Annotated in this window: 26 protein-coding genes and 1 pseudogene; 16 read left to right on the top strand and 11 right to left on the bottom strand. The window is 45.1% G+C overall.

The annotated features are described in order from the left end of the window. Positions 1 to 189: 189 nt before the first annotated feature. Both BCU75_RS09680 and uraH read right to left on the bottom strand, forming a co-directional pair. Positions 190 to 1533 (bottom strand): NCS2 family permease, encoded by a 1344-nt coding sequence (locus BCU75_RS09680; protein ID WP_102473703.1) that lies wholly within the window; start codon positions 1531 to 1533, stop codon positions 190 to 192. Positions 1534 to 1780: 247 nt separating this feature from the next. Then, positions 1781 to 2134, bottom strand: coding sequence for a hydroxyisourate hydrolase (gene uraH / locus BCU75_RS09675; protein ID WP_017069064.1), 354 nt, complete (start codon positions 2132 to 2134; stop codon positions 1781 to 1783). A gap of 411 nt (positions 2135 to 2545) precedes the next feature. Here uraH and puuE point away from each other — a divergent pair, with 411 nt between their 5' ends. The 5 genes from puuE to BCU75_RS09650 all read left to right on the top strand — a co-directional run bounded on the left by puuE (position 2546) and on the right by BCU75_RS09650 (position 7101). Continuing rightward, positions 2546 to 3484 (top strand): allantoinase PuuE, encoded by a 939-nt coding sequence (gene puuE / locus BCU75_RS09670; RefSeq protein WP_102473702.1) that lies wholly within the window; start codon positions 2546 to 2548, stop codon positions 3482 to 3484. 22 nt (positions 3485 to 3506) lie between these two features. Then, a complete protein-coding gene (gene uraD / locus BCU75_RS09665; protein WP_102473701.1) occupies positions 3507 to 4022 on the top strand; it encodes a 2-oxo-4-hydroxy-4-carboxy-5-ureidoimidazoline decarboxylase in 516 nt (171 codons plus the stop codon). Between the two features lie 183 nt (positions 4023 to 4205). Then, positions 4206 to 5192, top strand: coding sequence for an allantoicase (gene alc / locus BCU75_RS09660; protein WP_102473700.1), 987 nt, complete (start codon positions 4206 to 4208; stop codon positions 5190 to 5192). A 14-nt stretch (positions 5193 to 5206) separates the two neighbouring features. Next, positions 5207 to 5767, top strand: a complete 561-nt coding sequence (locus BCU75_RS09655; protein WP_102473699.1) for an ureidoglycolate lyase — start codon at positions 5207 to 5209, stop codon at positions 5765 to 5767. 14 nt (positions 5768 to 5781) lie between these two features. After that, positions 5782 to 7101 (top strand): urate hydroxylase PuuD, encoded by a 1320-nt coding sequence (locus BCU75_RS09650; RefSeq protein WP_102473698.1) that lies wholly within the window; start codon positions 5782 to 5784, stop codon positions 7099 to 7101. Between the two features lie 253 nt (positions 7102 to 7354). Here BCU75_RS09650 and BCU75_RS09645 read toward each other — a convergent pair whose 3' ends face one another. After that, complete coding sequence (locus BCU75_RS09645) at positions 7355 to 7801, bottom strand: TetR/AcrR family transcriptional regulator (RefSeq protein ID WP_102473697.1); 447 nt, start codon at positions 7799 to 7801, stop codon at positions 7355 to 7357. Between the two features lie 221 nt (positions 7802 to 8022). Between BCU75_RS09645 and BCU75_RS09640 the strand changes: the two genes are divergently transcribed. Further along, on the top strand, positions 8023 to 8241 hold the full coding sequence (locus BCU75_RS09640; RefSeq protein ID WP_132970713.1) for a hypothetical protein: 219 nt from the start codon (positions 8023 to 8025) through the stop codon (positions 8239 to 8241). A gap of 89 nt (positions 8242 to 8330) precedes the next feature. Here the strand turns inward: BCU75_RS09640 and BCU75_RS09635 are convergent, their stop codons facing one another. Next, positions 8331 to 9071 carry a MipA/OmpV family protein gene (locus BCU75_RS09635; RefSeq protein ID WP_102473695.1) on the bottom strand — a complete coding sequence of 247 codons (741 nt, stop codon included), beginning with the start codon at positions 9069 to 9071 and terminating at the stop codon, positions 8331 to 8333. Positions 9072 to 9818: 747 nt separating this feature from the next. Between BCU75_RS09635 and BCU75_RS09630 the strand changes: the two genes are divergently transcribed. The 10 genes and pseudogenes from BCU75_RS09630 to BCU75_RS09585 all read left to right on the top strand — a co-directional run bounded on the left by BCU75_RS09630 (position 9819) and on the right by BCU75_RS09585 (position 16275). Further along, positions 9819 to 10592 carry a TIR domain-containing protein gene (locus BCU75_RS09630; protein ID WP_102473694.1) on the top strand — a complete coding sequence of 258 codons (774 nt, stop codon included), beginning with the start codon at positions 9819 to 9821 and terminating at the stop codon, positions 10590 to 10592. Positions 10593 to 10737: 145 nt separating this feature from the next. After that, a complete protein-coding gene (locus BCU75_RS09625) occupies positions 10738 to 10977 on the top strand; it encodes a hypothetical protein (RefSeq protein WP_102473693.1) in 240 nt (79 codons plus the stop codon). Positions 10978 to 11009: 32 nt separating this feature from the next. Next, positions 11010 to 11484, top strand: a pseudogene (locus BCU75_RS09620) (GrpB family protein). Positions 11485 to 11817: 333 nt separating this feature from the next. Further along, complete coding sequence (locus BCU75_RS09615) at positions 11818 to 12282, top strand: DUF2846 domain-containing protein (protein ID WP_102473692.1); 465 nt, start codon at positions 11818 to 11820, stop codon at positions 12280 to 12282. Between the two features lie 85 nt (positions 12283 to 12367). After that, positions 12368 to 12871, top strand: a complete 504-nt coding sequence (locus BCU75_RS09610) for an RDD family protein (RefSeq protein ID WP_102473691.1) — start codon at positions 12368 to 12370, stop codon at positions 12869 to 12871. Positions 12872 to 12909: 38 nt separating this feature from the next. Beyond that, entirely contained in the window at positions 12910 to 14145 is a 1236-nt protein-coding gene (locus BCU75_RS09605; protein ID WP_102473690.1) for an MFS transporter, read from the top strand. A gap of 50 nt (positions 14146 to 14195) precedes the next feature. Beyond that, complete coding sequence (locus tag BCU75_RS09600) at positions 14196 to 14666, top strand: GNAT family N-acetyltransferase (protein WP_102473689.1); 471 nt, start codon at positions 14196 to 14198, stop codon at positions 14664 to 14666. A gap of 247 nt (positions 14667 to 14913) precedes the next feature. Next, positions 14914 to 15432 (top strand): hypothetical protein, encoded by a 519-nt coding sequence (locus BCU75_RS09595; RefSeq protein ID WP_102473688.1) that lies wholly within the window; start codon positions 14914 to 14916, stop codon positions 15430 to 15432. Positions 15433 to 15468: 36 nt separating this feature from the next. Then, complete coding sequence (locus BCU75_RS09590) at positions 15469 to 15825, top strand: MerR family transcriptional regulator (protein ID WP_102473687.1); 357 nt, start codon at positions 15469 to 15471, stop codon at positions 15823 to 15825. A gap of 60 nt (positions 15826 to 15885) precedes the next feature. Then, on the top strand, positions 15886 to 16275 hold the full coding sequence (locus BCU75_RS09585; protein ID WP_102473686.1) for a carboxymuconolactone decarboxylase family protein: 390 nt from the start codon (positions 15886 to 15888) through the stop codon (positions 16273 to 16275). A 92-nt stretch (positions 16276 to 16367) separates the two neighbouring features. Here the strand turns inward: BCU75_RS09585 and BCU75_RS09580 are convergent, their stop codons facing one another. From BCU75_RS09580 to BCU75_RS09550, 7 genes are all read right to left on the bottom strand, one after another. Beyond that, on the bottom strand, positions 16368 to 17249 hold the full coding sequence (locus BCU75_RS09580) for an AEC family transporter (protein ID WP_102473685.1): 882 nt from the start codon (positions 17247 to 17249) through the stop codon (positions 16368 to 16370). Between the two features lie 287 nt (positions 17250 to 17536). After that, positions 17537 to 18871 (bottom strand): guanine deaminase, encoded by a 1335-nt coding sequence (gene guaD / locus BCU75_RS09575; protein ID WP_102473684.1) that lies wholly within the window; start codon positions 18869 to 18871, stop codon positions 17537 to 17539. Positions 18872 to 18930: 59 nt separating this feature from the next. Then, positions 18931 to 19812: a xanthine dehydrogenase accessory protein XdhC gene (xdhC, locus tag BCU75_RS09570; protein WP_017630713.1), complete on the bottom strand. Its 882-nt coding sequence runs from the start codon at positions 19810 to 19812 to the stop codon at positions 18931 to 18933. Between the two features lie 67 nt (positions 19813 to 19879). Continuing rightward, positions 19880 to 22285: a xanthine dehydrogenase molybdopterin binding subunit gene (gene xdhB / locus BCU75_RS09565; RefSeq protein ID WP_102473683.1), complete on the bottom strand. Its 2406-nt coding sequence runs from the start codon at positions 22283 to 22285 to the stop codon at positions 19880 to 19882. Further along, positions 22278 to 23723 carry a xanthine dehydrogenase small subunit gene (gene xdhA / locus BCU75_RS09560; RefSeq protein WP_102473682.1) on the bottom strand — a complete coding sequence of 482 codons (1446 nt, stop codon included), beginning with the start codon at positions 23721 to 23723 and terminating at the stop codon, positions 22278 to 22280. The genes xdhB and xdhA overlap by 8 nt, the downstream gene beginning before the upstream one ends. A 426-nt stretch (positions 23724 to 24149) precedes the next feature. Next, positions 24150 to 24884 carry a GntR family transcriptional regulator gene (locus BCU75_RS09555; protein WP_102473681.1) on the bottom strand — a complete coding sequence of 245 codons (735 nt, stop codon included), beginning with the start codon at positions 24882 to 24884 and terminating at the stop codon, positions 24150 to 24152. Positions 24885 to 25078: 194 nt separating this feature from the next. Further along, positions 25079 to 25765, bottom strand: a complete 687-nt coding sequence (locus tag BCU75_RS09550; RefSeq protein WP_017067459.1) for a DNA-3-methyladenine glycosylase I — start codon at positions 25763 to 25765, stop codon at positions 25079 to 25081. Positions 25766 to 25852: the final 87 nt, after the last annotated feature.

Raw genomic sequence — 25852 nt, 5'->3', positions numbered from 1 at the left:
ATGACTTCTACAAACTGCGTAGGGTCATAAAAAAGGTGCACTAAAGCGGCAGAGGGCATTTGCTCTCCACGAATTAGTACTATTAGCTTTCTTAAAAATCATGTTGTTCGTTAATTGTGACAATTAACGATGATGGCTTAGCTCGTTGTTGAGCCAAACCACCATGATCTAGCGGTATTGAATGGCTGATTAACCGATGAACACTAGCTTGGCGATGAAGATAGCCGCTAGGAAGTACATCGAAATTGAGACGTCTTTTGTTTTACCTGTCGCCAGCTTAAGCACTGTGTAGGTAATGAAACCCAGGCCGATACCATTCGCGATAGAGAACGTCAGTGGCATCATTAGTGCCGTAATGGCTGCGGGTGCACCGTTGGTGAAGTCTTTCCAGTCTACGTGTTGCATGCTGCTCATCATTACGAACGCTACGTAAATCAGCGCACCAGAGGTTGCGTAAGCGGGGATCATGCCTGCAAGTGGCGATAGAAAAATCGCCGCTAAGAACAACACGCCAACCACAATCGCAGATAGGCCAGTTCGCGCACCTGCTGCAACGCCTGCGGCACTTTCTACGTAACTGGTGACTGGCGGACAACCCATACACGCACCTGCCACGCTTGAGATACTGTCGGCTTTCAGCGCTTTGCTCAGACCTTCGATCTTGCCTGTTTCAGGGTTCGTCAGATTTGCACGCTCAGCCACGCCCATCAAAGTACCTGCGGTATCGAACATGTTGACGAAAAGGAAAGCCAAGATAACGCTGATCATCGAAACATCAAGCGCACCCATAATGTCCATTTTAAGGAACGTAGGCGCTAAACTTGGTGGAGCAGCGAAGAAGCCGTTGTAATGCACTAAACCAAGCATCATGCCGACCAGAGTCACACTCAAAATTCCGATTAACACTGCACCAAATATTTTACGCTCACTGAGTACCGCGATGATCAAGAAGGCGATAGCGGCCAGTAGAGCTTCAGGTTTAGTGAAATCCCCTAAAGAAACCAAAGTCGCTGGGTTTTCGACGACAATGCCCGCTGTTTTAAGGCCAATTAGACCTAAGAATAGGCCAACACCCGCTGTCATGGCATAACGAAGACTCACCGGAATACTTTCAATGATCCATTGGCGGACTTTGTAGAAACTCATCCCAACGAACAAGATGCCGGAGATAAACACCGCACCCAACGCCACTTCCCAGGTGTAGCCCATTTCGCTTACTACCGTGAACGAGAAGAAGGCATTCAAGCCCATGCCCGGTGCAAGACCGACAGGCCAGTTCGCAAATAACCCCATTAACAAACAACCGATCGCAGCACCAATACAAGTCGCGACAAATACCGCTCCTGTATCCATGCCTGACGCAGCCATAATTTGTGGGTTAACGAAGATGATGTAAGCCATAGTGGCGAAGGTAGTCACACCCCCCATTAATTCATCTTTCACGCTGCTTCCGTGGGCCTTAATTTTAAAGAGTTTCTCTAAAATTCCGTTATTCGCGTCTTGGTTGAGTATTTCTGTTTTACTCTCACTCATGTCAGCAAGTCCTTTTATGTTGTGATCCATTTATTGAATACAGCGAGATTTCAATATTGAGTTTTTAAGTTGTTCCCTAGCCGTTATTTCTTTAGCTATCAGTTGTTTAGTCATCAACTTTCTAACTAACAACGTTGTTAGTATTTTTATATGAGCGTGTTTAGTGAGTGCACACCCTTTGGGATGTACACGTGAATCTGTTTATTATTCGACGGTTGAGCCTAGTTCTAAGTGCTAGGACAAGGGACTAACTGCCCCGATAGGTTGAGAAACTGTAAGGCGAGACGAGAAGAGGAACGTGATAATGCGCGTCTGGATCATCTAGACCAAAGCGAATAACAACATCGTCTAGGAAAGGCACACCATCCAATTCCACACCTTTGCTTTTGTAGTAATCCGCAACGTAGAACACCAATTGATATTTCCCCGGTCGGAAATCATTCCCTGCCAGAATGGGCGCATCGGTTCGGCCATCGGAGTTAGTGATTACCGTCGCCAGCTTTTCTGTTGAGTCTTCATTGACCTTATAAAGCTCTACCTTGATCTCTGCACCCGGTAAGCCGTGAGTCGTGTCTAATACGTGTGTTGTTAATCTTCCCATAGTCCTTTAATAGCGCTTTTAGCGCTCCTCTGTTCCGTGGTTTATCTGTCTGCTTCGACCTTGCAAAGAATGCAACTGGTCACTTTGTTATCACTAACTATGTACGAACTGTACACAATTAGTAAAGCAAATTGTTGGAAAAATGTTAACCATTGTGTCGTTTTTTTTGGATTTATAGATCTTGGTTATCGTTTTTTAGTGAGTTTTAATTTTGTTAAATCATTGTTTTTAAATGAATATAGTGCGCAAATTTAACTTGAATAACAAAATCTTTACATTGAGATAAATAATTGTATACAATAAATGTACAGGGGTAAGGTTGCTCTGTTTATTGAGAATCCATTTGATTGAATCATCCGGTGACTCACTTAACGAGCGGCTAAGCCAACCACTTATGTTAGGAGTACTTGGATGAATAAGGATTATTCAAGAAATTTGATCGGTTACGGAGCTAACCCTCCAAACCCTCAATGGCCAGGTAATGCGCGCGTCGCGGTTTCTTTTGTATTGAACTATGAAGAGGGCGGTGAGCGTTGTTTGTTACATGGAGACGACGAGTCTGAAGCCTTTCTTTCAGAGATCCCGTCAGCACAACCGATCAAAGGCGAACGTCACATGAGCATGGAATCCATTTATGAATATGGTAGCCGTGCGGGTGTATGGCGTGTTCTTCGCTTGTTCGATGAATATGAAATCCCACTGACCGTCTTTGCTGTCGCAATGGCGATTGAGCGTCATCCAGACGCTGCCAAGGCCATGGTCGAAGCCGGGCATGAAATTTGTAGCCACGGTTATCGCTGGATCGACTATCAATACATTGATGAGTCTGAAGAGCGCGACCACATGACCAAAGCGATTGAGATCATCCAACAAGTGACGGGTCAGCGCCCGCAAGGTTGGTACACAGGTCGAACGGGGCCAAATACGCGTCGTTTGGTTGCAGAAGAGGGCGGTTTTCTTTACGACTCAGATGCCTACGATGATGACCTGCCTTATTGGCACACCGAGACTGGTTATCCGCAACTGGTGATCCCATACACTCTCGATGTGAACGACATGCGTTTTTCAACCGCGCAAGGCTTCAACTCGGGTGAGCAGTTCTTCCAGTATCTAAAAGACACGTTTGACACCCTGTATATGGAAGGCGAAACCGCACCGAAAATGATGTCGGTTGGGCTTCACTGTCGTTTGATTGGTCGCCCCGGTCGTATTGCTGCCTTAAGACGTTTCCTCGATTACGTCAAAGAGCACGACAGCGTGTGGTTGTGTCGTCGAATCGATATTGCTAACCATTGGCACCAACATCATCCATATCAACCAAATAACGCTAATCATCAACAGCAAAAGTAGCAGTGAAGCAAGGAGGCTTAACGTGACTGAATTTCGATCATGCCAACCAACAACCATGGACCGCGATACCTTTGTCGCTCACTTTGCTGATGTTTACGAATACAGCCCGTGGGTTGCAGAAGTGGTGTATGACCAAGGTTTGAATGCCGAAGATGATCATATCGAGAATCTTCATCTGAAGATGGCATCAACCTTGTTAAGTGCAGACCAAGGCAAACAGTTGGCTTTGATCAATGCTCACCCGGATTTAGCCGGTCGAGCTGCAGTAAACGGCGAACTCACCGAGTCGTCGACCAAAGAACAAGCGGGGGCGGGCATCGACCAGTGCAGCGCCGAAGAATTTGAAAAATTCACTTCTTACAACAACAGCTACAAAAGTCGCTTCAATTTCCCTTTTATCATGGCGGTAAAGGGAGCCAATCGTTACCAAATTCTTGAGTCGTTCGAGATGCGATTAGGAAATGATAGTGAAACTGAGTTTGCTACGGCGATTCGAGAGATCAACAAGATCGCGATGTTTCGTCTCTGGGATATGTAAGTTAACGGAGTTAACAGCTATCTCAGCCCAGTCTTAGTGCGCTAAGAGCTTTGTTTATCAGAGCGCTGCTTATTAGAGCTTGATTTATCGAAGGCTTGTTTATCAAAGCCTTATTGAATAAAGCATAAGCCACTAAGTTCTCATTTTATTATTACTTGATTAATTGGATAGGATTACACGGACATGACCCAAACATTTGAACAATACATAAACCTTGCAGACGAAAAACTCGGCGCAGAAGCTATCTTCGCAACCGACGATTTTTTCGCGGATAAAAGCCGTCTACTCAGCCACGCAGCGCCAGAGTGGAAAGACGACTTATACGACGATAACGGCAAGTGGATGGACGGTTGGGAAAGCAGACGTAAACGTGGTGAAGGTTACGACTACTGTGTCGTTCGCCTTGGCCTAGCTGGCACTATTGCTGGCGTTGATATTGATACCTCATTCTTCACCGGTAACTTCCCACCTTCGGCATCAATTGACGCGTGTTATTCACCACAAGGTGAACCAACTGATTCAACAGAGTGGCAAGAAATTCTGCCTTCAATGGCACTACAAGGTGATCATCATCATCTTGAAGCAATCGAAAGTGACCAAGTCTTTACGCACCTACGTTTGAACATTTACCCAGACGGCGGTGTCGCGCGCTTACGTGTTTATGGCCGACCAAGTGTCGATTGGGAAGCAATAGATTCTCAGCAACAAGTTGACCTAGCATCGGTTGAACACGGTGGCCGAGCATTGGCATGTAGCGATGAGCACTACGGCAACAAAGCCAACATCTTAGGCCCAGGCCGCGGTGAAAACATGGGTGATGGCTGGGAAACAGCACGTCGTCGTACACCGGGTAACGACTGGGTAATTGTGGCACTAGGCCACCCAGGCAGCATCGAACGCATCGTTGTTGATACAGCCCACTTCAAAGGTAACTACCCAGACAGCTGCTCAATTCAAGCGGCTTACGTTAAAGGCGGTACCGACGACCAAGTAGAAACACAAAGCCTATTCTGGCGTGAACTGTTGCCAGCACAAAAGCTGCAAGCGCACGAAATTCACGAATTCATTTCTGAGGTTAACGACCTTGGTGCGATTACCCACGTACGTGCAAACATATTCCCAGATGGCGGTATCAGCCGTTTGCGTCTGTTTGGTACGAAAGCGAAATAGGTAAGGAAATGAGTATGAGTAATGGAATACGTCGTTTATCCATCGAACCGTTAACCAAGCAGGCTTTTGCAGAGTTTGGTGATGTTATCGAGTCCGATAATAGTGATTTCTTCATGATCAACAGTGGATCAACACGTCGCTACCACAAGCTAGCGACAACGGATGTGCAAGACGAAGACGGAGAAGCGATCATTAGCATCTTCCAAGCCACACCGTTGAGCTACCCACTGACCATCAAAATGTTAGAGCGTCATCCACTTGGCTCTCAGGCATTCATTCCATTACTTGGTCAACCCTATTTAATTGTTGTTGCGCCAAAAGGCGACGATCCAACATTAGCCAATAGTCGAGCTTTCTTGAGCAACGGCCGTCAAGGAGTGAACTATCACAAAGGGGTGTGGCATCACCCAGTTCTCGTACTCACCGATCAAGACCAGTTCTTGATTGTCGATAGAGGCGGCGAAGGGCACAACTGTGATGAAGTTTATTTCGACAGCGACCGAGTAGAATTGCATTTGGAAGATTTGCCAACGGAAAACAACAAGGAAGAGCAACGCTTAGCTAAAGCGTTGTGATACAGGAGTTTATTATGGATCCGCATATTACAGAATGGTTGAATTTAGCAATACGCTGGGCTCACATGATTGTTGGTGTTGCGTGGATAGGCGCATCATTTTACTTTGTTTGGTTAGAGAACAACCTTAACCGAGTAAACCCAAAAACGGGCCTTTCAGGCGACTTATGGGCAATTCATGGCGGTGGTATTTATCACCTAGAGAAGTACAAACTTGCGCCACCAGAAATGCCAGAACATCTGCACTGGTTCAAATGGGAAGCCTACTTCACGTGGATCACCGGTGTGTGCCTACTGGGTGTGGTTTACTACCTCAACGCTGAGATTTACCTGATTGCACCGGGCTCTGGCCTTGATTCAACAACGGCAATCGCGATTGGTATTGGTTCATTCGTTGCTGGTTGGTTTATCTACGACTTGCTGTGTGACTCGCCATTAGGTAAAACGCCTGTGTTGCTTGGTGTTGTGCTGTTTGTGCTGCTCGTCGCTGCAACATATGGCCTAACTCAAGTGTTCAGTGGTCGTGGTGCTTACATCCATGTTGGTGCGATCATTGGTACCATCATGGTGGGTAACGTATTCCGCGTTATCATGCCTGCGCAGCGTAACTTGGTGAAAGCGATTGAAGAGAAGCGCGAACCGGATCCTGCACTGCCAGCGAAAGGTCTACTGCGTTCTCGTCACAATAACTACATGACACTGCCAGTGTTGTTCATCATGATCAGTAACCACTTCCCAAGCACTTATGGATCGGAATACAACTGGCTGATTCTTGCTGGCCTCGCGATTTTCAGTATCTTGGTGCGTCACTACTTCAACACCCGTCATGGTAGCCAGAAGTTTGCATGGACAGTACCTGTAGCAGCATTGGGTATGATCACGCTGGCGTTTGTTACCTCACCTTACGCGAAAAAGCAGATGACTCCGGTTGTGCAAGCATCAGTCGTTCAAGAAGTGCAAGTAAGCGCGACTGAATCGGCGACAGAAGAGGCTGTTTCGAACAGCACAGCTTCAACTTCGGTAGATGCCCCAGTTGTACCTGCAGACCACGCAATGCAAACGGCTAGCGCAAGTGTAAGCTTTGAAACCATCAACAAAGTCATTCAAGAGCGCTGTTCTGTGTGTCACTCATCAACCCCGAGCCACGCCGCTTTTGCTGCTGCGCCAGCCGGTGTGATGTTTGATACCCCGGAAGAGATCAAAGCCAACGTACCAAGGATTGTTGCTCAAACTGTCACAACCAAGGTGATGCCGCTCGGCAACATGACTCAAATGACCGACGAAGAACGCGCACTCATCGGCACTTGGGTTGAGCAAGGCGCGACGCTTCAATAACAGTAATTTGTAATAGCAGTACTTTGCAATAACAGTACTCAGTATCCTTTACCTAAGAGCATGAGTCTTAGGTGAGGCTTGGGGAGAGTTTGGTTTCGGGCACGCGCCAAACTCATCCCACCCTGTTTCCCCGGTTCCTATAACCGGGGCTTTTTGTTTTTGGACAATCGGAAATAGGAAAGAGAAAACAGGAAATGTGGAGCTGAATATAGGTCGCTTTATTCGTTAAATCTGCGAAATGAAGATAGGCGAGTTAAGCTGATTGGCGAGATTGAATATTACAAACCGCATAGCCGATACAGTGATAGATACAGTCGAGTACTTCTTGCTCTTCGCCTTGGATCTTGGATTGCAGCCCTTTGATGCCTTTCTCGGTTGGCATAATAGGACCAAACGCGATAATGGCCGCTACAAAATTCGGTTCGCTATTAATGGCTTTCTGCCACGTCTTAGAAAAGGCTGCGGTCGACTCGTAGCTTAAGTGCTCATTGATGATTTTTGCAAACATAGGCTCAAGCTCTTTGGCAATATCGACTTTTCTGTCGAAGTGAGCATTAATCCCTGATTTAGACACACCGGCTTTTTTAGCGATATAAGCAAAGGTTGCCTTGTCGAAGCCTTCATTTAATGCGATATCAAATGCAGCATCGATGATCTTTTGTCGTGTAATAATCGCTTGTGCAGCGCTTGCTCTTCCCACTCTTGCCTCCGAACGTTGGATGATGGTTGTATTTTATGTGCCATCGATAATAAGCAATAACAGGCCGTAGAATAAAGGCACAAAGCTTGCGATACAATCGATCGTTGAGTAACTGGACATTAATGGGCCCAAACAGGCCTCATCGAGTTCATGCTATTGAAATTATACATTTATCATATAGAATAGAGGTTGTTAACCTTTATTTTTTTGAAAGGCTCGAAATGATGACCAACCTGATACATTCCCCACTGAGCAGTCACAAACTGAATAGCGCCACTGATTACATCAACACGACGTTTTCAGCGAACAAGGCCGACCTGTCAGCCAAGCTAGATAGCCATAAGCAAATTGTCATCTCATCGTCTAACGGAACGGTATTAAAAAGGATTCAAGGGGAAGATGTGGTTAAGAAAATGAACAAAATAGATCTGTATGTATAGCGGTTTCAACTTAAGTTTAAGGTTGTAGAAAGTCCTTTTTCTAAACCAGTTTTACTAATATTCAATTTCGTTAAACTCGCTCAAGAACATTAGAAAGTGTAGCTTACTCCAACATTCCCAATAACCGATGTTGTACTTTCAAGTATCGGGCTTTTCTCGATTTCAGAGTCGAGGTTTTCATATCTAACCCCACCCGTTAAACGTAATTGCTTTGATAAGTGCATGTAACCGGTCAAACCGACAAAGTAACGTCCACTCCAGTTTGGGTTAAATTCTTCAAAGCGAGTATTAGCTGCTTCAGACGCCGACACACCATACAAATGCTCATTCAATTTATCGCTATTGAGTGAATATCCTATCGCTGGGATAAAACCAAATGGCCCCATATTGATGTGGTAACTGTAACGAGTTTCTGCATAAAGGCCATTGTGAACCGAACCAATATCTGTACCCACGCCCGCTCTGAGTTCTCCAACATTCGTCGTCAATACATAAGCGACCCCACCCACAAATGAAGGATCGCGATCATTGAGCTTCTTGATATCGGGATCATTGGATTCCTTCGCGTCTAAGGTGCGAGGATCGTAGGCCGCAAAGATAACGAGATTGTTCACGCTGCCTTTTGGAGCCAAGCGATAGCCAGCTTGGACACCTTCAATGAAAAAATGGCCATTATCGTAACTAATTAAAGGGAATGGTGTAACTTCGGTATCGCCTCCTTTGTAAACATTTGGCGAGTAACTGGCGGTTAGGCCTACGCCAATTTCAGCGTTAATTGGTGCCGATAAAGACATGGCTAAAATGAGGGTAGTAAGTGCTGCTTTTTTCATGTTTTGCTCTTGTAAGGGGTGACCCTATGTTCAAATCTAGGAACCCAACTCCAATAGAGTTGAGCGGTTATTCTAACTTTTGACTACGAAGTAGCTTGACGATAAGCCTGACTAAACGTAGACTTCAAAAAATAAAGGGCGACACCCCTTATTTAAGGCAAGTATAACAACAGTTCGTTGGCTTTGGCTAATTAATAATTAGCGATAAAACAAAAATCACAGTCAAATAAAGGGTGTTGCCCCTTAAATTATCATTAAATATTAGTATGTTACTGATGGTGTCAGAGTCATCGATGCTTATTTCTGGAGAGAGTGATGGGAGAAGAAGTGGAACCAATTTACGTTTTTCTTTGTATAAGCAGCATCGTGATGACTGTTCTATGCATTGTCGCTGCATTTCTGGTTTATCGCATGATCAAAGGAGATATCGAGGATAGATGGTGACTAATTCTTTAGCAGCGCTAAGCACTACGTTTCAACGACACATTGCCAGCCCTCAACTAGGACATCAATTTTAGATGAGGTTTCGGGGGAGTTTGATCGCAGGCATACGTCAGACTCATTTTCCCCATCTTCCCCCGGCTCCTATCGCCGGGGATTTTTTGTTTTTGGACAAAGGAAATGCAGAAATACTATTTAGTTAATAACATATGTGTATATATGTTGCTTAGAGTGTTTTAAGTGTTTGAGTAATAATATGCCAAGCTATATTATATGCAGTTAATTGCTCTTTAAGGTGTGTTTTCAATGAGAAAACCGAGAATATTTATAGCGTCTTCAGTAGAAAGTTTGGATGTGGCAGAAGCTATTAATGTCAATCTAGATCATGAGTTTGAGGTTACTATTTGGAAAAATGGCACTTTTAAGCTTTCTTCCACTAGCGTTGATGACTTAGTTGCAAAGTCATCTTCTGTTGATTTCGCGTTGTTTATTTTTGCTCCGGATGACATTGCTATGATAAGAAGCAGAGAGCAACATGTGGTGCGGGATAACGTGCTTTTTGAGATGGGTTTGTTTGTTGGAGCTATCGGGAAGGAGCGTACATTTTTTATTAAGCCTCGAAATCAAGAAATGCATTTACCAACAGATCTTCTTGGTTTAATGCCAGCAGATTATGAAGCTAATAGAAGTGATGATGATCTTGTTTCTGCAACGAATAGAGCTTGCTCGTTAGTTAAGGCTGAAGTTAAAAGGTTAGGTTTACTGAATCGAGAATCCTTAAAAGCTAACACTGTGTTGGAAGTTAACTCTAAAAATTATCCTATTTCTACAGTGGATCTAAAGTTCTTATCGGTTGTTCTTTCCTCACACACATCTCGACCTGATGGCTTGGACTTTTTCCAAATTTGTAATGATGTTCAGGAGTCAGATAGTTTAACCAGTTTGGCTGCAATCAAATTGGAACGTCTTGGTTATATTGAGAAAACCATCGAGCATGATAGCTGGGGGAACGGCGTGTATCAGTACTCAATCAATGAAGCAGGGATCGATTTACTATTGGATTCTGATTTAACGTCATGATGTTCCAGCTAAATAATTGTATAAAATACCTAATTCAAGGGCTTTGGAGGAGAGAGAGGCCGTCAGAAGTCCCGTATAATACACTTGATCTGAACCTCTACCCATGGCACTTTCTGTTCTAAATTGACTTTAGTTAGGACAAAAAATGGAAGACTTGATAGTCGCGTATTTTAGAGCATTAAGCGCATTCTTCAGATATATGTTTCAGTCGCTCGTGATCGAATTTATTGGTTACGGTTCTGGCTGGATAGTTTGTAAAGTATTCGCGTTAGGACGCTTCCCCTCATTGACTCCTACTGAAAAAGAGCGAACCAGAATTTCTTATATCGGGGCGATTAGTCTCGCGCTATTTCTGTTAGCTATCGGTGTCTTTAATAGTTTTTAGTGCTCAGACGCCTGCAATAGAAGTGAGTAAGTATGAAGTTCTACCCCGCGGAACAATACCAAGCGGCTTGCAACGAGCTGTTTATCCGATACGAACGTGACATCAAAAAAGCTAATCCCTAACGCGAGAGTTGAGCACGTAGGCGCATCTTCTATTCCTTTTGCCGTGTCTAAAGGCGATCTAGATATTTTCGTAGGTGTTGAACTTGGTGAACTTGAGGATGTTATAGAGAGACTCACAACACTCGGCTTCAATGAGAAACTCGATACCTTAAGAACGCCCGAACTGTGTATGTTGGAGTCTACATCAGGGGATGATGTGGCCTTGCAAGTGGTCGCCAATGGTTCTGAGTTCGAATGCTTTCTAAGGTTTCGTGACAAGCTACGAGTGACCCCCGCTTTAGTGGAGCAATACAACACCCTCAAAATGTCTTATGAAGGTTGGCCACAAGATGAATACCGCGAAAAGAAGTCGACTTTTATCGAGCATGTATTGGCTCTGAAATAGTCAGAAGTCCTTACCCCCTTTGTCTCCAATCTATAAACCCTAGTTAAACCACTAGACGTACGTTTTCTAGTTCTCACTATCTAAAGGCTTTCACCTCGTAACGTCTCCTGTTCATTAGAGGTGATTACAAAAAATAGATCCTCTAACCATTTGATTAAAGTTGCATGTAAGTGATTAAGTTAATACAGAACAATGGTTTAGTTCTATTTAACTGATTTTTTTAATTTTAACCACCCATTACGCAACGTAGCTCACACATCTACATGCAAGTTTGAAATTAAACCATTTGCATATGTTATGTTTTTCGCGTTTTTATAAAGTCTAGGTTATTACATGAAAAATAAGGTATTTCTTTGCTCTGCTCTTCTTCTCGCATTATCTGGGTGTGCTTCTGTGCCAACAGTCGATTCATCAGTTTCTGATCAAGCGAAAACGTTCCCTGCTCCTAAAGAAGGTAATACAGGTATCTATATCTATCGTGAAGATACTTTTGTCGGTGGCGCGCTCAAAAAGTACGTATATGTTGATGGAGAATGCGTAGGTGAAACGGCTCCTGGTGTTTTCTTTTATCACGAAGTCAAAGGAAACGAAGAGCATATTGTCAGTACGGAATCTGAATTTTCTGAAAATCACGTCTCCCTTTTTACTGCTGAAGGTCGTAATTACTTCGTTAACCAATACATTAAAATGGGCGTTTTTGTCGGTGGTGCAGGTGTTGAGTTAGTCGATGAAGAAGTAGGGAAAGCTGAAGTACGCAAAGTCGCAATGGCTGAAAGCGGTAACTGCCTTTCTATATAGTGATTCAATCTAATTCAAGATGACGTCAGAGCTTCGAGTTTCTGACGTTTTTTAATTTATAGGTACTTTGACGTTAGGAAAAGACATGTCTGAAGTAATAGAAAATACTCCTGCAGTTATACTCTCGTCTCGCTCGTCCCGAGTAGGGGCAAGTTTGATTGATGGCCTGATTGGTATCGCTATGATGACGCCAATTTTTCTCTATACCGATTATTTTCAAAAAATATTCGATACAGGGCAAATTGATATGACAGAACTACTTGTAGTCTCAGCTTACGGTTGGTTGGTGTTCTTTTTGTTACACGGATATTTGCTGCATAAAAAGGGGCAGACGATTGGCAAAAAACTAATGGAAATTGCGATTGTTGATATGGAAGGTAAACAAATAGGGTTATTCAATATAGTAGGCAAACGAATGATGCCGATGACAATCGCTACGTATATACCTGTAATTGGTCATTTTATAACGACGCTAGATTATCTGTTTGTTTTGCGTAAAGACAAACGTTGCCTACATGACTTAATTGCGGGAACTCAGGTTGTTAGTGTGGCGGTACCTAAAAGCCTAGATTTCAGTACTATCGAATAGAAATTCATAATCAAGCACTTACATATTTTAGGAACTTCATGATTCATAAGCTTTTCTCAGCCATTTCTATTTACAGGTATTTACCGAATAATATCTATTATTTAGCACTGGCTAGAATGATTCTGGGAATGGGTAACTTTATCGTTCCATTTTTAGTTTTACTGTTAACCGATAAGTTGGGTTATTCCGCAACAGTCGCAGGTTCCCTTGCCATGGGTGTGACGGGCTCTTACCTTTTAGGGAGCTTTTTAGGTGGGAGATTAGCGGATAGGTTGGGACATAAACGGGTCATGGTATTTGGCGAGTTTATGTGTGCTGTATTATTGATTATTTGTGGTTTCTTCGCCGATGCTTCGGTAGTCGTACCTGTGTTTTTGTTTTGTGCCTATTTCTTTGGCGGTTTAGCGTTGCCCGCGAGTAATGCTTTAGTTGCTGACCTTTCTACCCCTCAGAATCGTGATGCAGTCATGTCACTGAGTTATCTTGCCTATAACTTTGGTTCAGCTCTTGGTCCTGTTATGGCTGGGTACTTGTTCTGGAATCACACTGACTGGATATTTTTCGGCAACGGTTTTGCGGCTCTTTTTTGTGTTTTTATTGTGGCTGCATTTGTGAAGTTGCAACCTGGAACGGAATCGACCAGCGAGAGTGAACTGGAACAGCCCGTTTCTGGTTCGGTTTGGTCAGTTTTAAAATCAAGGCCACGGCTTTTGTTGTTCACTTTTCTATGTGGATTGCTGTGGTATTCGCTAAATCAAATGACTATGGCGAGTCCATTGTATTTGAGCCATGTGTTTGGAGAGCAAGGCCCAATTATTTTCGGGCAACTCATGACTTACGCTTGTGTTGTAGTGGTGCTGATTACGCCAATCTTAATGAAGTTCACGTCAGGTAAGGCTGAAACCGTAAGCCTTGCTTATGCAGGCTTTATGTTTGCCTTTGGTTATATGCTCGTCATGTTGTTCCCCAACATTCCTGTTCATTTTTTTGCATGGCTATTTCTATCTGCGGGCGAGGTTCTTCTTTTGACAAAAGAGGGCATATATTTAGCAAACAACTCTCCGTCGAGTCATCGTGGACGCATTCAAGGCGTGCTCATTACCTTGCGAACGGTTTTCGTTATGCCTAGTTTTATCGTGATTGGCTACTTTATCGATGATTATGGGTACACTTTCACTTGGTTTAGTGTGATATTAATTTCAGTTGTTGGTGCCGTTGGTTTTTATCTTATGTCAGCTAAGGGGAAGCAATCTCCAGCGTTAGTCACCGAGTAGTTATTCGATTTACTAGCAAGTAGTATCTTTTAATCACCAGAGGTAGGCTTATGATTACAATTAGAAAAGCGGTTGAGTCTGATGCTCAGGATATTTTCGATATTCGACGCCGTGCCATTGTCGAGAAGTGCTCGGCTTATTACTCAGAAGAACAGCTGTCAATATGGACGCAGGGTGGAATGTCTGATGGATTCATCAGTGATGTAGTTGAAACCTTCCACGTTTCAGAAGTTGATGGTCGAGTGATTGGCAGCGGTAAGATCAACATCGAAACCGGTATGGTTGATGCTATTTTTGTTGACCCAGATTTTTCCGGAAAAGGCGCAGCGAAGCAGATGTTGCAGTTCTTAGAGGAACTCGCGATTCAACACAACTTGCCCTTAATGAAGTTAGAATCGACCCTGAATGCCGCTACGTTTTATCGTTCGTGTGGCTTTATTGGCGATGAACTTTCCACTTATCACTCGCCTAGAGGTATTAGCCTCGATTGCATCCCTATGGAAAAGCCGGTGGTTGCTTAAATAAACAGCGCCAATACCAATCTTGGTGCTGTTTTTACTTTCCTCTTACACTCTTTTTTAATATCGAACCTAGTATCAAATTTCTCTTTGTTATACAGGCAAGTCTCTCATTATGAAGAACTTCTTCGATAGCGAACTCATGCTCTCTAGCTCCTTGAATTTCGTTTTGCTATCACTAGGGCTAACGCTCATCTTACATATTCCAATTTGGTGTGGGTTCAATTTGAGCCGACGAAAATGGAAGCTTATGGATTATTTATGGCCGTTGTTGGCGGGTATCGGGATGCTGGGTGCGGTGTCTGAGATTCGTGCGTCGGTTGCAGGTGATTGGGTCGAGACAGAACAAACCAGAGCAGTCACTACTCTTGAGTCGATTCAACAGTTCTCTTTGGATAAATTAAGAAGTGATACCTGCACTGGTCAGCCGTCTTTAGACACTCATGCCCAGCACCATGAAGCGTGTTTGTGGTATTTGAATACAGCGATCACGTTCAAAGATGTCGATTTCACCTTGTTGCCTAATGCCGCTGATTTTACGGTTCCTGCGCCTAGTGTATCGCTGGTGGAAAGCGATGCAGTGTGGGTGGATGGTATGCTGAGTCAATATGAGAAGCAGAAAAACCAATACATAAAAACCAGAGAAGCGCAGGTGAAGCAACCTTTAGAAAGCCTCTTCTGGTATGTGAGTCCTTACTTAGTCTGTTTCGCTATTGCGTTGCGTTTGACGAAAGTAACCGCAGAGCTCAAATTAGATAAGTGCGCGTAACTTTAGCTCTTAATCATTGTATAGAAAGGTGAAGTAATGAATGTAAGTGAGTTTTCTCGGTTGGTGGGTTTGTCAGCTCATACGCTTCGCTACTATGAAAAAATAGGTTTGCTGAAAAATATTCAACGAAACAGTAGCGGTCATCGAGTGTATACATTAAAGGACGTCACTTGGATTGAGTTTGTGAAGCGGTTGAAAGTTACCGCAATGCCACTGGATGAGATTTTAGAATACGCAAAGCTAAGGGAGTTAGGAGCAGAGTCAGTTTCACAGCGTCAATTGCTACTGGAACAACATCAAGCAAACTTGCGCTCTCATATCGAGGAGCAACAAAAGCACATGGCAGCGTTGGAAGAAAAAATTAGTTTGTATCGAGATGGAAAAGTCCGTTGACTTAGAGTCGACTCTAACTTGTAAGGTGTTCCTGTGAACTATAAATACAGGAACAGACTCATGAATCAATCACGTTTTGAAACTGGCTTAGAAAGACTTAATCACATCGATGGAGAAGCAGGGCAACAGGTTATCGAAAGCCTGCAAGACATCTGCCCTGATCTTGCCAAATATACTATCGAGTATCCCTTCGGAGACATCTATTCACGACCCGGTTTAGATTTGAAATCACGAGAGATTGCGACCGTCGCCGCTCTCACCGCTCTCGGTAATTGTGTCCCTCAGCTTAAGGTACATTTGAATGCAGCGCTTAATGTCGGCTGCAGCGAGGAGGAGATCAAAGAAGTGATATTGCAGATGTCGGTCTATGCGGGATTCCCTTCGGCACTAAATGGCATGTTTGCTTTCAAGGAAGTGCTTGCTGAGAGAAAACCCACCTCAAACATATAGAACCTCAATCGACTCAAGATTAGCGTCAGTATTGGATTGCTGACGCGATTGGATTTCTGGAATGGGTAGGCTTTTCTATTCAATATCAATAGTTAACTCGACATAGACAGCGCGAACGACAGCAAGATAGGCAAAGTCACCACGCTTAGGAAGTTGCCAAATAGCACCATTGAAGCAACTTTTGGTGGTTCTACATTGAAGCGTTCTGCAAACAGGTAGTTCATCACGGCGGGTGGTAGCATGGTGAACAACACCATCATTTGCAGGTGCAGCGTTGGCAGCGGAATAAAGAAGTAGATGATGGTAAAGGCGATGGCTCCGGTGAACAGTGATTGAGCCGTACATAGCAAGCCGACTTTTAGACCGCTCAACCTCAAGTTGACCATTTGTGAGCCCAGCGACAATAACATGATAGGCACGGCGGCTTGGCCGAGTAGCGATGTGGCTTCATAGATTGGATTCCACACTGCAATGCCAGATAGGTTGAGCGTCATCGCTAGTGAAGCGGCTAAGAATATCGGCATCTTGAGGATCTGCTTGATCGGGTTACCTTCACTCAGTAACGCCAAACCAACACTAATGTGCACACAAGCGGACACGACGAACAGCAATACTGCAGGGGCTAACGCGCTCTCACCAAAGGTATACGTGAACAGCGGAATAGCGAGGTTACCACTGTTGCGGAACATATGTGGTGGAGCCCAAGCTTTGAAATTCAGCTTAAAGATCTTACAGATCGGAATCATCAACAGTGCAGGCACTAATACTGCGACCAAAGAGGCGGTGATGAGTGGCAGTTGTTCTGTGTCGAGAGGCATGGTGGTCAACGAGGCAAACACCAACGCAGGAATGCACACATCCATGTTGATGCGATTGATCGGTTTGAAATCGGGCTTGAGCCAACGACCGACCGCAAAGCCAGCACTGGCTAAAGCAAAAACGGGAAACAGAATGCTGACGACCTGTTCGAACATAGAATTCCTTTCTAGATTGGGTGCTTCCATTTAGCCGAGAAACGAATGTTTTAGAAAGACGCTAAAGTGAAGTATGAAGCCGATATGTATAAACATTAACCTATCAATATAATGAGTTGGCGTCACCGAAGATCGTTGTCTGTGAGCGGTTAATTTATATTTCTTTGAATGAAGCACAAAAAAGACCAGTGGCATCAGCAACTGGTCTTTAAAGACTAGATAAATCTGGACGGATTTTTAATTAACGACGGCTGTCGCTGTCTAGCGATTGCTACTCGGTTTTAAGTCTAGCTAACGAGCTTTTTGTAATCTTTGAAATTTACGTCGTAGGCTTTTTCGCCGTAGATGTAAGTCTCGCTGACGGTTCTGTCGTCACCCAAACTCATCAGTACAAACAGCTTCTCTTCAAGCTTGGTGGCTTGTTCCATTCTAAAGCGCATCAGTTGTGTAGCGTGCAAGTCGAGTACTACGAAATCCGCTTCTTTACCCACTTCTAAGTTACCGATCTTGTCTTCTAAATGCAGTGAACGTGCACCGCCTAGTGTTGCTAAGAACAGCGACTTAGCCGGGTGCAACTTCTTATGTTGTAGTTGCATGATCTTGTAGGCTTCGCTCATGGTTTGCAGAATTGAGAAGCTGGTGCCTGCGCCTACATCAGTACCCACGCCGACACGAATACCGTGATTTTCCATCTCTGGTAATCGGAACAACCCCGAGCCTAAGAAAAGATTAGAAGTTGGGCAGAAGGCGATGGCAGATTCGGTATCCGCAAGGCGTTTACATTCACAATCAGAAAGGTGAATACCATGAGCAAATACCGAACGTTTGTGAAGTAGTCCGTAATAGTCATAGACATCTAGGTAACTGTCACGCTCTGGGAACAGCGATTTCACCCACTCGATCTCTTTCTCGTTTTCAGAAAGGTGAGTGTGCATGTACACATCTGGGTACTCTTCTAGCAGTTTACCGACAGTAGCAAGTTGCTCTGGTGTGCTGGTTGGCGCGAAACGAGGGGTTACAGCGTAAAGCAAGCGACCACGGTTGTGCCATTTTTCGATCAGCTCTTTTGAGTCTGCATAGCCTGATTCTGGAGTGTCGGTGAGGTAGTCTGGCGCATTGCGATCCATCAGAACCTTACCCGCGATCATACGTAGATTACGCTTCTCGGCCTCTTCAAAGAATACGTTAACCGACTCTTTGTGTACCGTGCCAAACACGAGTGCAGTGGTGGTGCCGTTGCTTGCTAATTCATCTAGGAATAGCTTAGCGACTTTGTGTGCATAGACTGGGTTTTTAAAGCGTTTTTCTTCTGGGAAGGTGTAGTTTTCTAACCAATCAAGAAGCTGCTCACCATAAGACGCGATCATCCCTGTTTGAGGGTAGTGGATGTGCGTATCAATAAAGCCAGAGGTGATCAGCTTGTCTTTGTATTCTTTTACTTCGAGTGTTTTAGGTTGGCGAGCTAATACCTCATCGGCATGGCCTAAGTCGACGACATGGCCGTTCTCAACCACTAAAACACCGTCTTCAAAATAGTCGTAAGACTCATCGATACCGACGTCTTTTGGGTCGGCGACGCTGTGTAAAATGCTGGCGCGATAAGCTTTGCGTTGCGTTGTCATGTTTACTTCCTTTTAATGACTTCAGCGACTTTATGGCTACTGAAGCTTTGCGACTTGTGTTAGGCGATCTTCTCTTCCAGTGGTGGTTCGCCTACGTCGCTTGGTTGACTGTGTTGATCGGTCAAATCCTGATTTCGATATTGTTTGGTTGGGCGCTTTTGTTCAAGGGCTTGGCCTTGATAGTGTGCGATCAGTTCACCCGCAACCGATACCGCAATTTCGGCAGGGTGTTTGCCATTCACAGCGCTAATACCAATCGGGCAAATCATGGTTTCAATTTGCTCTTGGCTATAGCCGCGTTGCTCTAAGCGGAAGTCGAACTTCTTGCGCTTAGTCAGAGAACCAATCATGCCAAAGTAACGGCTGTCTTCACGGTCGATGATGGCTTTGGTTAAATCGAAATCAAGCTGGTGGTTGTGGGTCATCACAAGGTAATAGCTATTCGGTGGCATGTGTTTTACTTCACCGACCGGATCGTCGCTTACTAGCTTTTTCACACCGTGTGGCAGCGTTTCAGGGAATACTTCTTCACGTTCATCAATCCAGGTCACGCGGAAGGGCAGGGTCGCAACAATATGTAGCAGCGCTTTGGCAACATGGCCTGCGCCGAACAGCACGAGGTGGTTCTGTTGAGTGCCAATCGGTTCAAAGCTTAACGTTGCCATTCCGCCACAACATTGGCCTAAACGAGCACCGAGGTTGAAGCGTTCTACTTTGAGTGATTTCTCGCTGGCAATCAGCATCTCGCGCGCCATTTTAGTAGCCACATGTTCAAGGTGACCACCACCAATCGTAGCGATGATTCGGTCACGAGTGACAAGCATTTTGGTGCCCGCATCGCGTGGAACGGAGCCTCTGTCTTCAAGAACCGTCACCATCACACACGGTTCGTAGTTCTCTTCCAGTTTTGCCAGTTCGTGAATCCAATTATCCTTAAACATACGTCCTCCTAAATCCCTTCTGTGCTTCCCTAGCTGTTTATTACGTCCTAAGCCATACCTATCAGCTCTAAGCCGTTTCTGATTGAGCATCGACCGAAGTCGGAGTCGTTTCAGTTACTTCCTGTATTGCCATCAGAATGCGTTCAGGCGTTGCAGGTGTGTTGAGCTTAGGAATCGCGCCATCGACGGCGACATAGCTAATGGCATCTTTCAGTGCGCTCCATACCGACATACCCAACATGAAAGGGGGCTCACCCACGGCTTTCGAGTTGAAGACGGTGTCTTCTGGATTGTTACGGTTTTCTAAAAGGTGCGTTCTGAAATCAATTGGCATATCAGCAATCGCAGGGATCTTGTAGCTCGCTGGGCCATTGGTCATCAAGCGGCCTTGCTGGTTCCAAACCAACTCTTCCGTGGTTAACCAACCAACACCTTGCACAAAGCCACCTTCGACTTGGCCGATATCAATCGCAGGGTTCAATGAAGCGCCTACGTCATGCAGAATATCGACACGCAGAATCTTGTTCTCGCCGGTTAAGGTATCGACGATAACCTCTGAACAAGATGCTCCATATGCGTAGTAGTAGAACGGGCGACCGCGTGCTTTCTCGTGATCGTAATAGATCTTCGGAGTGCGGTAGAAACCGGTGCTCGATAGCGAAATTTGGTTAAACCAAGCCAGTTCAACAAAAGAGTTGAAGGTCATGATCTCGTCGCGTATCTGCACCATGCCGTTCTTAAACACCACTTCTTCAGGCCACACTTTGAAGTGCGCAGAAGCGAAGTCAATCAGGCGCTGCTTAATGGTCATTGCGGCGTTTTGCGCGGCCTTACCGTTGAGGTCGGTGCCCGATGAGGCTGCGGTTGGTGATGTGTTCGGAACTTTGTCTGTGTTTGTAGCGGTGATCTGGATACGTTCGACATCGACTTGGAACTCCTGTGCAACGATCTGTGCCACTTTGATGTTCAAGCCTTGCCCCATTTCCGTACCACCGTGATTCAAATGAATACTGCCATCGGTGTAGATATGGATGAGCGCACCTGCTTGGTTCAAGAAAGTCGCAGTAAACGAGATACCGAATTTCACTGGCGTGATCGCTAGGCCTTTCTTCAAGATAGGGCTTTGCTTGTTGAACTCTGCAATGTCTTTACGACGTGCGTGATAGTCACTGCTGCGTTCAAGCTGTTCGGTTATCTCAGGTAAAAAGTTGTCTTCAACGGTTTGGTAGTAATGGGTCACGTTGCGGCCTTCTTCGCCGTAGTAGTTCGCCTTACGCACTTCCAAAGGATCTTTTTTCAGGTAACGCGCAATCTCGTCCATGATGTGTTCAATGGTCATCATGCCTTGCGGGCCACCAAAGCCACGGTAAGCGGTATTCGATGCCGTGTTGGTTTTACATCGGTGACCGACCACTGTTGCATCACCTAGGTAGTAGGCGTTGTCTGAGTGGAACATCGCACGGTCGACGATAGAACTTGATAAGTCTGGTGAGTAGCCACAGTTACCTGCAACGGTAATGTCGGCACCTTGAATCACACCATTGTCGTCAAACCCGACTGTGTATTGATTGTAGAACGGGTGGCGTTTACCGGTTTGCTGCATGTCTTCACTGCGCAGCAAACGCATTTTGGTTGGTCGGCCTGTTAGGTGGGCAATCACCGCTGCCATACACGCGGGAGAGGCCGCTTGAGTCTCTTTACCACCGAAACCACCGCCCATACGACGCATATCAATCACGACTTTGTGCATCGGTACGCCAATCACTTCCGCGACCAGCTTTTGAACTTCGGTCGGGTTTTGGGTCGAGGTATAGACGATCATGCCGCCATCTTCGGTTGGCATCACGCTACTGATTTGAGTTTCTAGGTAGAAGTGTTCTTGGCCGCCGATCTCTAGGTCACCAGAGATCACGTGTTTTGCTTTTGCCAGTGCGGCTTTAGAGTCACCACGCTGTTGGGTGTGGCTCTCTGTCACGAAGTGTTCTTTCTCTAGCGCTTCTTTTACATCAAGAATCGCAGGGAGTTCTTCGTATTCAATGATTGCAGCGTGTGCGGCTTTGCGCGCGGTTTCTAAATCATTGGCTGCCACGGCAATCACAGGTTGGCCGTAATATTCGACTTTGCCATCAGCAAGCAGTGGGTCACCTGGAAGAATCGCACCGATATCCAGCTCGCCCGGTACGTCTTTTGCTTGAATGGCTATCGCCACGCCTTCGAATTCGTAACACGGTGACAAATCTATCTTGGTGATATTGGCGTGTGCTTGAGTGCTCAGGCGTGCGTAGACGTGCAGCTGATTTGGGAACTCTAGGCGGTCATCAATGTATACCGCTTCGCCCGTTACTTGCTTAGCTGCACTGTCGTGTTTAACACTTTTACCTACGCCAGTTTTTAGGTCTTGTTTTGCAATGGTAACCATCTCTTCGTGGGTCATCGCATTGCTCTTGTGAACAAAGGAATTTGATTTAGACATAAGACGTTACCCTTGTTTCGATTTGGTTGTTTTTGTTCTGTTGTTCAATGAAGTAACGACGCAACATATTGGCTGCCGACAATGAACGATATTCTTGGCTGGCACGGAAATCAGATAGCGGCTCAAAGTCGTTATACAGTTCCTGCATCGCTAACTTAATATTAGCGTCTGTCCACGGTTCGCCTAATAACGTATTTTCACAACGAGTTGCACGCTTAGGCGTTGCTGCCATACCGCCGAAAGCGATACGAGCGTAAGAAACCTTGCCATTTTCAATTTGAATATCAAACGCGCCACACACCGCAGAGATGTCGTCGTCTAAACGTTTCGACACTTTGTAAGCTCTGAAGCTGTCGTTGCTTGGCTTAGGAATGATGATCTGTTCAATGAATTCACTCTCTTTCTGCGCCGTCACTTTATAGCTGATGAAGTAATCTTCAATCGGCATAGTGCGTGACTTCTCGCCGCAACGAAGTTTGATTTTCGCGTCGAGAGCAATCAGCAGAGGAGGAGTATCACCGATAGGTGAGGCATTCGCCACATTACCACCAATGGTGCCTTGGTTACGCACTTGCAGTGAAGCAAAGCGGTGTAGCAGTTCACCAAAATCTGGGTAGTGCTTTTTCAGTAGTGCGTAAGAGTCACTGATAGGTAGGTTGGCACCAATGATTAAATCGGTGTCGGTCTCTTCGCATACCTTCATATCTTCAACAAGGTTTACGCTGATCAGCGTTTCAATCTCGCGATGGAATTGGGTCACTTCCAGTGCTAAATCCGTGCCGCCAGCAACTAGTTTCGCGTTCGGATGTGCTTGAAAAAGTTTGGCCAGCTCATCGGTGCTTTTCGGGGAGAAAGCGGTGAGGTGACCAAGGCGTAAGTTGGCTTCGGTGTCTTGAATACTTACTAGCTTCTTGATGGTGTTGCGTTCAAGTTCAGAAAATTGGTCGATCAAAGGTTGGTCTGTTGAAAGCGACATCGCAGCATCAACAATTGGTCGGTAGCCAGTACAGCGACATAGGTTACCCGCCAGTGATTCCATGACGTCTTCTTTGCTCGCGTCGGGTTTGTTCTTGCCTAGCGCAAACATCGACATGATGAAGCCAGGTGTGCAGTAACCACACTGTGAACCGTGAAAATCAACCACCGCTTTCTGCACTGGGTGCAAAGAGCGATCTCGGTTTTGTAGATCTTCTACCGTGATCAGTTGCTTGCCATGCAGCGCTGAAACGAACGTAAGGCAAGAGTTCACCGAGCGGTATTGCAGTTGTCCATTAACCACTTCACCGAGAACTACCGTACATGCACCACAGTCACCTGACCCACAACCTTCTTTTGTACCCGTTTTATTCACCTTGGTACGAAGGTAGTTGAGCACTGTCATATTTGGCGACAAATTATCTTCACGTCTTATTTCCTGATTGAGCAAAAAAGTAATCAAGAGACCTCCTTGTAAATCGACATATTTCCATGTGTATTCTTTTTGACTTCTAGGTCAATAATTATCCATCCTGACCCTGTGGTCAACTATTTATTTACAAAAATGCAACAAATAGAGCTTATTATGGATTGTATACAATTTTATTTTAACCATAGTTATCTGTTTTATAAGGGTTTTAATTGATTGTGAGCAGTTTTATGGCGTGAATGAATTGATAGCTATGTATACAAGATAAAGACAAGGTTTATGGCACTGTTGGAAGTGATTCTGTAAAGGCTAAGATCGTTGTTGAGGTCAGAATAGACAGTGTTTTTAGATGGATGTGAGCCGATCGTCGTCTTTATTTTTAGGGGAGAGGGCATAAAAAAGAGAAGTAAACGCAGAGGCTTACTTCTCTCCAGTTTTGTTAATCACTTGTTGAATCTACTATGACTTACTCTTAAGCAGATCTGAGAACACAACATGCAGGTCGCTCGAAGCTGTGCTGCTGTCTAGGTTGAGCTTCGAACGAATATGGCTTAGGTGTTCTTGCATCAATTCTACGGCTTGTTGTTCGTTGCCTGACTCTATCGCATCCAGTAAGCCTGAGTGTTCGTCTAGAGAACAGTTCGAGTGGCTGCCCGTTTCGTATTGAGCGATCAGCAATGAGGTTTGCGATACCAAGCTGCGTTGGAAAGCCAGCAGTGGCGCGTTCTCTGCCATTTCAGCCAATTTGATGTGGAACTCACCAGACAAACGTAGGCCAGAGCCGTAATCACCTTGGTCGAAAGCACAGTTCTCTTTCGCGACTAATTTTCTGCATTCTTCTATCTGAGCTTTGGTCGCGTTTTTCACCGCCAACTCAGTGATAGCAATTTCCATCACTTCACGTGCTTTAAAGATCTGTTTGGCTTCGTCAACCGTTGGCGCAGCAATCACGGCTCCTCGGTTAGGACGGATCACCACAACTTGTTCTAAAGAAAGACGCAGTAAGGCACGGCGGATAATGGTGCGGCTAACGCTAAAGATTTCTGCTAACGCTTCTTCGCTTAATTTGGTGGCTGGTGGCAGCCTTTGTTCTAGTATCGCGTCGAAGATATGGCAGTAAACAACATCGTCTTGAGTCTGGCCTGTTACTTTCGTTTTTACACCTTTGGAGACAGAGTTTTTGAGAACTGTCATAGAGATAAGGACCCTTGTTTAGTCGAGTTGGGTTGGTCGAGAATAATTCATGAGCATTACTCTATATTGTATACATTTATCTATACAATGCCACCGGATGAAAGTGCGATGCACGCTTATTTGTTAATGACTTATAACATTTTGTTTGCAGGGAACTGTGTGCAATCTTTAGCTTTAAGCCATTTTTAATTTAACTAAACTCGATTATCACCGCAGCTGTAGGCAACAATTTGGCTGATTTCGCTCAAGCTACGCCCTGACTGTTGTTGCCATTCGTTGAAGGCTTTACCCGCTGCCAGTTGTGCTCGCTTGGTGTTACGACCGCTATCCACCACGTCTGTGCTACGTAGGTGTGCTTCAACATCTGATGATAAGATGAACGTGTCTTTACCCATTTGGCGCAGAGTGTAGGCTCCAGTATTACCACCTAATCGCTTGCCGTGTTTTTTCAGGTAATCCCACAGCTCGGTGATACGTTCTGATGGCCAGTCGGCAACCATTTGCGAGAATGAATCGGCTTCACGCTTGGCGTTGTGGATCATGGTGGCATTGGCAGGGATGGTCATCACCTTGGTGAGGTGGCGAATAATACGCGGGTCTTGTGCTTTCTGTTCCCACATTTCATTTGGCAGCATCAGCATTTTTTCGATATTGAATTCAAAGAACACCTCTTCAAATTGCGGCCATTTCTTTCTCACCACATTCCACGAAATACCACACTGGAATACCTTTTCAGTAAAGGCGGCCAACCAACGGTCGTCTGTGATCTGTGATAGTTCAGCTTGTGAAAGAGGCGCACGAACAATCTTTTCGAGCTCGGCTGCACCGCCTTTACGGTGAGCCGCACGTTGATAAATGGTGTCGAATTTTTCTTGGGTCATTGAAGGTTCCAAATTACATCTGTGTATCTTGAGTGTGTAGCCAATGCTTAATGATATGGGGTCAAATCTGGTAATTAAAACAATTCT

It is taken from the genome of Vibrio splendidus (assembly GCF_002873455.1).
Classification (GTDB): Bacteria; Pseudomonadota; Gammaproteobacteria; order Enterobacterales; family Vibrionaceae; genus Vibrio; species Vibrio splendidus_J.
Note: the sequence above shows the minus strand (reverse complement) of the source record. Positions and strands in the feature narration are given on the sequence as shown.

Excerpts from the sequence above, each read along its gene's own strand:
- BCU75_RS09555 (WP_102473681.1), bottom strand. The coding sequence starts at position 24,884 with ATGACAGTTCTCAAAAACTCTGTCTCCAAAGGTGTAAAAACGAAAGTA.
- BCU75_RS09635 (WP_102473695.1), bottom strand. The coding sequence starts at position 9,071 with ATGAAAAAAGCAGCACTTACTACCCTCATTTTAGCCATGTCTTTATCG.
- BCU75_RS09640 (WP_132970713.1), top strand. The coding sequence starts at position 8,023 with ATGATGACCAACCTGATACATTCCCCACTGAGCAGTCACAAACTGAAT.
- BCU75_RS09615 (WP_102473692.1), top strand. The coding sequence starts at position 11,818 with ATGAAAAATAAGGTATTTCTTTGCTCTGCTCTTCTTCTCGCATTATCT.
- BCU75_RS09590 (WP_102473687.1), top strand. The coding sequence starts at position 15,469 with ATGAATGTAAGTGAGTTTTCTCGGTTGGTGGGTTTGTCAGCTCATACG.
- BCU75_RS09600 (WP_102473689.1), top strand. The coding sequence starts at position 14,196 with ATGATTACAATTAGAAAAGCGGTTGAGTCTGATGCTCAGGATATTTTC.
- BCU75_RS09630 (WP_102473694.1), top strand. The coding sequence starts at position 9,819 with ATGAGAAAACCGAGAATATTTATAGCGTCTTCAGTAGAAAGTTTGGAT.
- puuE (WP_102473702.1), top strand. The coding sequence starts at position 2,546 with ATGAATAAGGATTATTCAAGAAATTTGATCGGTTACGGAGCTAACCCT.
- BCU75_RS09585 (WP_102473686.1), top strand. The coding sequence starts at position 15,886 with ATGAATCAATCACGTTTTGAAACTGGCTTAGAAAGACTTAATCACATC.
- xdhB (WP_102473683.1), bottom strand. The coding sequence starts at position 22,285 with ATGTCTAAATCAAATTCCTTTGTTCACAAGAGCAATGCGATGACCCAC.
- BCU75_RS09655 (WP_102473699.1), top strand. The coding sequence starts at position 5,207 with ATGAGTAATGGAATACGTCGTTTATCCATCGAACCGTTAACCAAGCAG.
- BCU75_RS09605 (WP_102473690.1), top strand. The coding sequence starts at position 12,910 with ATGATTCATAAGCTTTTCTCAGCCATTTCTATTTACAGGTATTTACCG.
- alc (WP_102473700.1), top strand. The coding sequence starts at position 4,206 with ATGACCCAAACATTTGAACAATACATAAACCTTGCAGACGAAAAACTC.
- xdhC (WP_017630713.1), bottom strand. The coding sequence starts at position 19,812 with ATGTTTAAGGATAATTGGATTCACGAACTGGCAAAACTGGAAGAGAAC.
- uraH (WP_017069064.1), bottom strand. The coding sequence starts at position 2,134 with ATGGGAAGATTAACAACACACGTATTAGACACGACTCACGGCTTACCG.
- BCU75_RS09650 (WP_102473698.1), top strand. The coding sequence starts at position 5,782 with ATGGATCCGCATATTACAGAATGGTTGAATTTAGCAATACGCTGGGCT.
- BCU75_RS09680 (WP_102473703.1), bottom strand. The coding sequence starts at position 1,533 with ATGAGTGAGAGTAAAACAGAAATACTCAACCAAGACGCGAATAACGGA.
- BCU75_RS09550 (WP_017067459.1), bottom strand. The coding sequence starts at position 25,765 with ATGACCCAAGAAAAATTCGACACCATTTATCAACGTGCGGCTCACCGT.
- BCU75_RS09580 (WP_102473685.1), bottom strand. The coding sequence starts at position 17,249 with ATGTTCGAACAGGTCGTCAGCATTCTGTTTCCCGTTTTTGCTTTAGCC.
- BCU75_RS09595 (WP_102473688.1), top strand. The coding sequence starts at position 14,914 with ATGGATTATTTATGGCCGTTGTTGGCGGGTATCGGGATGCTGGGTGCG.
- BCU75_RS09610 (WP_102473691.1), top strand. The coding sequence starts at position 12,368 with ATGTCTGAAGTAATAGAAAATACTCCTGCAGTTATACTCTCGTCTCGC.
- guaD (WP_102473684.1), bottom strand. The coding sequence starts at position 18,871 with ATGACAACGCAACGCAAAGCTTATCGCGCCAGCATTTTACACAGCGTC.
- BCU75_RS09625 (WP_102473693.1), top strand. The coding sequence starts at position 10,738 with ATGGAAGACTTGATAGTCGCGTATTTTAGAGCATTAAGCGCATTCTTC.